Genomic DNA, 7117 nt, shown 5'->3' on the forward strand with positions numbered 1-7117 from the left:
GTTTGGCATCCGGATGCTGTTTGCGGTGAGCCTCGCCCTCTGACGGGACCGCATCAAGAATGTTCGTTGTTTGATTTCTGCTTGGCTAACCAGGCTTCGATGGTGGCGGGATCAAGCCCCTTGAGCCGATCCTCAGGATCGAACCGCTGGAGAATCGCCTCAGGATTGCTGCGGATGGCCTCGTCTCAGCACATCGCCGCTGGCTGTGGGGCGCAGGTACAGCATTTCCCCTGGTACGAGCATTTCGCCGGCCGCCGTGCGCAATAAGGCCTTGGCGCACGCCAACGCGCTGGAACCTGATCTTGGATGCCGTTGAGCGCCGGGTTGAAGTCGGTGACCATTCAAGAACACCCAGCAACAGCCGATAAAACACGTTGGCATGCAGCGTTCGATGATGGCAACCGTGCACCCGCGCGCACCTGCTGCTAGGGTACCGACCTCAACAACGACTGTCAGTGCAGACAACGTGGGCGTCCACCCCAGCAACGGCCGATAGACTCACCCTCATGAGCAACAAACCCCTCTACGTCACCCAACCCCACCTGCCGCCGCTAGAGGAGTTCATCCCCTACCTGGAGCATATCTGGGCCAACAAGCGGCTCACCAACAGCGGCCCGTTCCACCAGCAGTTGGAGCAGGCGCTGGCCGAATATCTGGGCGTCGAGCACCTGGCACTGTTCGCCAACGGCACGCTGGCCTTGCTGACGGCACTGCAGGCGTTGCGCATCAGCGGCGAGGTCATCACCACGCCCTACTCCTTCGTCGCCACCGCGCATACCCTGCTCTGGAACGAGATTCAGCCGGTGTTCGTCGACATCGACCCGCACAGCCTCAACCTTGACCCCAAGCGCATCGAAGCCGCCATCACCCCGCGCACCACCGCCATCCTGCCGGTGCATGTGTATGGCAACCCCTGCGACGTCGAGGCCATCCAGACCATCGCCGACAACTACAACCTCAAGGTCATCTACGATGCCGCGCATGCCTTCGGCGTGCAGGACCAAGGCGGCAGCATCCTGCGTCATGGCGACCTCTCGGTGCTCAGCTTCCACGCCACCAAGGTTTTCAACACCTGCGAGGGCGGCGCCATCATCTGCCCAGACGCCAAGAGCAAGCAGCACATCGACCATCTGAAAAACTTCGGCTTCGTTGGCGAAACCACCGTGGTTGCCAGCGGCATCAACGGCAAGATGAACGAGATACAGTCCGCACTGGGCCTGCTGCAACTCAAACATGTCGATCAAGCCCTCGCGCGCCGACACGCCATCGACGGTCAGTACCGCGAAGGCTTGGGCACCACCCCCGGCATCCGTCTACTCCCACGCGGCAGCCAAGTTGTCGACAACCATGCCTACTTCCCCATCTTGGTCGATGATGCCTACCCACTGAGCCGAGATCAGCTCTACGACAAGCTCAAGGCCGAGGAGATTCACGGCCGCCGTTACTTCTATCCACTCATCACCGAATTCCCGATGTACCGCGGCCTACCGTCGGTGCAAGCGACTGACCTGACGGTGGCCACCGAGATCAGCAAGCGCGTCATTTGCTTACCGATGTATCCAGCGCTCAGCGACGACGACCTCAGCCGTATTATCCAACTGCTGATACCCTAACCCGGCCCTCTTCATGAAACAGCCGGACGCAGCGTCAGAAGGAAACAACGAAGGCGAGCAGGCAGACGAGAAACCGCACCGCCTCGCCATCATGCAGCCCTACCTGTTCCCCTATCTGGGCTACTTTCAGCTCATGCATGCGGTCGATACCTTCGCCTTCTACGACAACGTCACCTACATTAAGCGCGGCTGGATCAATCGCAACCGCCTGCTGGTCAACGGTGCGCCCTGGCTCTTCACCCTGCCACTGGCAAACGCCAGCCAAAATTTACTCATCAAAGACCTGCGCCTCGCCGACAGCATCACCACCTGGCGGCGCAAATGGCTGTCATCCCTCGCGCACGCCTATGGCAAGGCACCCCATCACAGCGAAACCAAGGCACTGATCGAGCCGCTCGTCCACAACCCCAGCCCCTGGCTTATCGACTGGCTCGATGACTCGCTGCGCACACTCGCAACAGCGCTTGGTCTCAGCACCCGCTTCAAACGCGCAAGCAGCGAGCCTCAGCCGCCCGCGCCCGATGCACAAGCCCGCATCCTCGCGCGCTGCGAGCAGGAACGCGCGACGCTGTACATCAACCCCATCAACGGACAGCGCCTCTACCAAGCTGAGGCCTTTGCCGCCCAAGGGCTCGAACTGCGCTTTCTACAGACCCGCACACCGGTTTATCATCAGCTCAGCGACGTCTTTGAACCCCATCTCTCGATCATCGACACCCTCATGTGCATCGGCATCGACGGCACCCGAGCCTTACTGCCCGCGTATGATCTGATCTCCCATGAACAGCCTTAACCTCGGACTCGCCTTCGCCGATGTCGCCCAGCGTCATGCAGACCGCATCGCGCTGCAACTCGCCAATGGCGACAGGCTCACCTATGCCGAACTCGACGATCTCAGCGGACGCTGGGCAACCTGGCTGCAAGCGCGCGGCATCAAGCTCGGCGATGCCATCGCCATCTTCCACGACAAGAGTCCAACCGCCTACGCGCTGATGCTCGCCTGTCTCCGCGTGGGCGTGCTCTACACCAACCTCGACCCCGGCAGCCCGCCGACACGGTTGCGCGCCATGCTGGCCACCGCCCGCCCAGCCTTGATCGCCCATGCCGACCCGCATCAAACCACGCTCGCGGCGCTGCAATCAGCCGCGCAGCAGGCGCAACACCTCCTGCCACCAACCCTGCACTACGGCACCGACGACCACCACGCCGAGCTGCGCAGCCTAGCGCCAACCCAAGCCGATCACCGCGTACCCGGCCACACCCCGGCCTACCTCATGTTCACCTCAGGCTCCACCGGCACCCCCAAGGGCGTCGTCATCGCCCAGCAAAGCCTGCTCAATTTCACCCGCTGGTGCCAGCAAGACCTGCACATCGGCCCGGACGAAGTGCTCACCAACATCAACCCGATGCACTTCGACAACGCCGTCTTCGACTTCTACGGCGCCCTCCTAGCCGGCGCCACACTCGCGCCCATGGGCGAAGCGCTGACCAAGAACCCACGCCATCTAATCAAAGCGGTCGCCGCCGCTGGTTGCACCCTCTGGTTCTCAGTGCCATCGCTCCTGGTCTACATGCTGCGCCTGCGCGCGCTCGAGCCTGGCGACCTCCCCCAGCTGCGGCGCATGCTGTTTGGCGGCGAAGGCTTCCCAAAGCCGGCCCTGCGCGAACTCCACCAACAGCTTGGCGAGCACACCGCGCTCATCAACGTCTACGGCCCCACCGAGGGCACCTGCATCTGCTCCAGCTACCCGGTGCAAGCGGCCGATCTCCCTGGCGAGGAACTGCTACCGCTCGGCCCGCTTGCCGCCAACTTCAGTGGCCTAATCGTCGATGCGCAAGACCACCCAGTTGCACAAGGCGAGGTCGGCGAACTGCTACTCGGCGGCCCGCAGATCGCGCTCGGCTACTACCGCGACCCAGAGCGCACCGCCGCCGCCTTCGTGCAAAACCCAACCCACAACGCCTATCGCGATATCCTCTATCGAACCGGCGACCGGGTGCGCTGGAACGCGGAACGACAGGTCCTGCAGTTCGTCGGACGCGCTGATCGGCAGATCAAACGCATGGGCTATCGCATCGAGCTCGACGAGATCGAGGCCGCGCTGGCCGCCCTCCCCAAGGTGCGCGAAGCCGCCTGCGTCGCCCTAGCGGACATCGCTGGAGGCGGACCAACCATCCTTGCCGCCCTCTGCACCAACCTGTCGGAAGCCGAGCTACAGGCCCAGCTTGCCGAGCGCCTACCGGCCTACATGCTACCCACGCGCTTCGCCTACTACGACAGCCTGCCGCGCAATCGCAATGGTAAGATCAATCGTCTGGCGATTGCCGAGCAAGGCAACCAGCCGCAACCGAGCCTAGGATAACCACCCATGGCACAACCGCTCATCCTCTTCGGCGCCGGCAAGATTGCCCAAGCCGCCAGTTATTATTTCGAGCGCGACAGCGACTATCGCATCGTCGCCTACGCCTGCGATACGCTGTTTCGCACCAGCGAGACCTTTCTCGGCAAACCCCTGATCACCGCCGACGACCTGCCAACCGCCTACCCGCCTGCCGAACACACGCTCTTCGTCGCCCTCGGTTACCAAGGCATCAACCAACTGCGGGCCGACAAGGTCGCCTGGGCGCGAGCGCAAGGCTACCGGCTCGCCAAGTACCGCAGTCCGCACGTCCTGGGAGACTACAGCCTCGGCGAGAACAGCATCGTCATGGATGGTGCCGCCATTCAACCCGCCGTCACCCTGGGGGATGACGTCTTCGTCTGGGGCGGCGCCATGATCGGCCACCACACCCACATCGGCGACCACTGCTGGCTCACCGGTGGTTGCGCTATCGGCGGCGCCAGCAGCCTGGGCGCCGGCACCTTTGTTGGCCTCAATGCCACCATTGGACATGAGATCGCCCTCGGCGAGCGCTGCCTGCTTGGCGCCCACACCCTCACCAGCAAGCCGTTGCCCGCCGGCACCGTCGTCATCGCGCCAGACACCGAAACGCATCGACTCAATGTCGATCAATTCTCCCGCCTCTCGGCCTGCTTCCGCCTGTGAACAACCTGCAAAGCCTCATGCCTGATCTCGACCCCATCCTTCTCCGCACCTTCAAGCTCAGCGACCCCGTCCAGCTTGACGGACTCCGCTTAGGCGACATCCCGACCTGGGATTCACTGTCACACATGGAGTTGATCCTAGCCATCGAGTCGGCCTACGATCTGCGCCTAACAGGCGACGAGATCGCGGATCTGACCTCGGTCGCCGCGATCCGTGCCTTACTCGCGAACAAAGTCGGCGCCGAGACGAATTGAGAGTAGGCACAACGGTGTCATCACCTGCTTCAAGATGTGGGATATCCTCGAACACCGCCAGATCGCCCACCAAATCAGGCGTCTGCCGGTCGAAATCGTCAAACGTTACCAGAAATGGAAGGACATCATGACGCTCTCCGGGCCGACTGGCATCCAGATGATTCGCGGATTTCACGACGAATCCCTGCATGGCCAATGGCAGGGGCACCGTTCATCCCGCTTGAACGATCAATACCGGGTCATTTACCGTCTCGAAAACGAACTGGCACAGGTCGCGGTTGTGAGTATCACGCCACATGACTACCGGAGAAAGTGACATGAGCGAATTTCACCCAGCCACGCGCAGTATCGAAGTCTCGCCCGGGGAGTCCGTGCGCATCCTGCGTGAGCTTCAAGGATTGAGTCAAACAGAACTCGCCTTACGCGCCGGATTGCCCCTAGCGGCGCTGGTTGCCATCGAAGCCGAACGCTCGCCCCTGGACATCGAGCAGGCCAAGTCCCTCGCTCGCACGCTCAAATGCCACCCCGGTGCCTTGGCTTTTCCGGCCTGGGATATCAAGCAGGAATCGGCCGCTTAGAGCCAATGGATCTTCGCCAGAAACCAGCACTCATCACCGGCGGCGCCGCCGGCTTCGGCCGCGCCCTTGCCGAGCGCTTGCTCGCCGAAGGCGCCCGTGTCGCCGCGCTCGATTGCGACTGCGAACGGCTTGAGCAGTTCGCCGCGACCCATCCTGCACTGCTCGCGATCACCTGCGATGTGGCCAACCCGGCCCAGGTGGAACAGGCTGTCAGCCAGGTCTCAGACGCATTCGACGGCATCCAGGTCTTGGTCAACAACGCTGGCATCATGCGCAGCGCACCGCTGATCAACCCGCTCGACCGCCAAGACCCGCGTCACCCGCTCGACCTCTGGCAGCAAGTAATGGATGTCAACCTCAACAGCGTCTTCTACCTCACCCGCGCCGTCGCCGCCGATATGGTTCGGCGCCGCAACCGAGGCGTCATCGTCAATGTCAGCTCCATCAGCGCCCGTGGCAACGCCGGGCAGAGCGCCTACTCCGCCGCCAAGGCTGGCGTTGAAGCCCTCACTGTTGTCTGGGCTAAGGAACTCGGTCGCTTGGGTATTCGCGTCGCCGCTATCGCCCCTGGCTTCTGCGACACTCAGGGTGCCGCCGATGCGCTTGAAGCCGCTCAACTCCAGCGCTGGATCGATCAGGTGCCGCTCAAGCGCATGGGGCAGGTCGAGGAAGTGGTCGAGGCGCTGCTTTGGATCTTGAAAGCAGATTATTTCAATGGACGTGTATTGGAACTAGACGGAGGGTTGCGACTTTAATTCATAAAAGCCCACGATTCACAATCTCCTTAAAAAAACACCATACTATCTAAACAACCTTATCCTTTATCATTTTTCCTAACTGGCTTTAAAATGCATTACACGCAAAAAAATTGCTTTGTTTGCCCTGCCTGCAAAGGCCCCCTCACAGTAAAAATAGTTAACGAAAAAGAAGGGCATATAATAAATGGAGAGCTAATCTGTAACTGCGGTAATTGCTATCAGGTAAAAAATAGTCTACCCGACTTTACATATCCAGCAGAGTTATCTATAACAGATAGAGAGAGCAAAAGTTGGTACGATGCTAACGCTGATGTCTACGATGAGTACCTACCCCTCACATTTCGTACTTTTAACGAAGATGAAGCTGCAGTTAGATCTGCAATGGTTGCAAAGCTAAATCTCCAACCATCTTCAAAAGTACTGGAAGTTGGAGCTGGCACAGGACGAGACTCAGTATTTATAGCCAAATATCTGTCGGAACATGCTGAACTCCATCTCCAGGATTTATGTCATTCAATACTCGAAAAAAGCTTTCCAAAACTAGAAAATATTGATGTGCCTGTCATCTATCATTTAGGCAACGCATGCTGGTTACCATATCCTGATAATTACTTCGATGCCGCATTTCATTTTGGCGGACTCAATACATTTTCAGATATAAAAAAATTTCTAGAGGAAATGAACCGCGTTACTAAGAAAGGAGGAAAAGTTGTCATTGGCGACGAAAGTATGCCCGAGTGGTTACGGGATACCGAGTTTGGGAAAATTCTAATGAACTCTAATCCACATTATAAGTACATGTTGCCGTTTCGGCATTTACCAGTTTCTTGCAGAAAGGTTAATCTCGAATGGATTATTGGGGGAGTA

9 protein-coding genes are annotated in these 7117 nt (G+C 59.5%); all 9 read left to right on the forward strand.

Annotated elements, in window-relative coordinates; all coding sequences use genetic code 11:
* Positions 1–506: 506 nt before the first annotated feature.
* Positions 507–1613 carry a DegT/DnrJ/EryC1/StrS family aminotransferase gene (locus tag VBE63_RS22915; RefSeq protein WP_323685331.1) on the forward strand — a complete coding sequence of 369 codons (1107 nt, stop codon included), beginning with the start codon at positions 507–509 and terminating at the stop codon, positions 1611–1613.
* Positions 1614–1626: 13 nt separating this feature from the next.
* A complete protein-coding gene (locus VBE63_RS22920) occupies positions 1627–2406 on the forward strand; it encodes a WbqC family protein (protein ID WP_323685332.1) in 780 nt (259 codons plus the stop codon).
* On the forward strand, positions 2393–3976 hold the full coding sequence (locus VBE63_RS22925) for an amino acid adenylation domain-containing protein (RefSeq protein WP_323685333.1): 1584 nt from the start codon (positions 2393–2395) through the stop codon (positions 3974–3976). The genes VBE63_RS22920 and VBE63_RS22925 overlap by 14 nt, the downstream gene beginning before the upstream one ends.
* A gap of 6 nt (positions 3977–3982) precedes the next feature.
* Positions 3983–4660, forward strand: coding sequence for a hypothetical protein (locus VBE63_RS22930; protein WP_323685334.1), 678 nt, complete (start codon positions 3983–3985; stop codon positions 4658–4660).
* Between the two features lie 17 nt (positions 4661–4677).
* Positions 4678–4914 (forward strand): acyl carrier protein, encoded by a 237-nt coding sequence (locus VBE63_RS22935; protein WP_323685335.1) that lies wholly within the window; start codon positions 4678–4680, stop codon positions 4912–4914.
* A 34-nt stretch (positions 4915–4948) separates the two neighbouring features.
* The gene (locus VBE63_RS22940; protein ID WP_323685336.1) at positions 4949–5230 is read left to right on the forward strand and encodes a type II toxin-antitoxin system mRNA interferase toxin, RelE/StbE family; all 282 of its coding nucleotides are present in this window, start codon (positions 4949–4951) and stop codon (positions 5228–5230) included.
* A gap of 1 nt (position 5231) precedes the next feature.
* Positions 5232–5492: a helix-turn-helix transcriptional regulator gene (locus tag VBE63_RS22945; protein WP_323685337.1), complete on the forward strand. Its 261-nt coding sequence runs from the start codon at positions 5232–5234 to the stop codon at positions 5490–5492.
* A gap of 5 nt (positions 5493–5497) precedes the next feature.
* Entirely contained in the window at positions 5498–6247 is a 750-nt protein-coding gene (locus VBE63_RS22950; RefSeq protein ID WP_323685338.1) for an SDR family oxidoreductase, read from the forward strand.
* Between the two features lie 93 nt (positions 6248–6340).
* Positions 6341–7117: methyltransferase domain-containing protein (locus VBE63_RS22955; RefSeq protein WP_323685339.1), on the forward strand; the 777-nt coding region annotated here is incomplete at its 3' end.

The sequence above is a fragment of the Lamprobacter sp. genome (assembly GCF_034860625.1).
In the GTDB taxonomy this organism is placed as follows: domain Bacteria; phylum Pseudomonadota; class Gammaproteobacteria; order Chromatiales; family Chromatiaceae; genus Lamprobacter.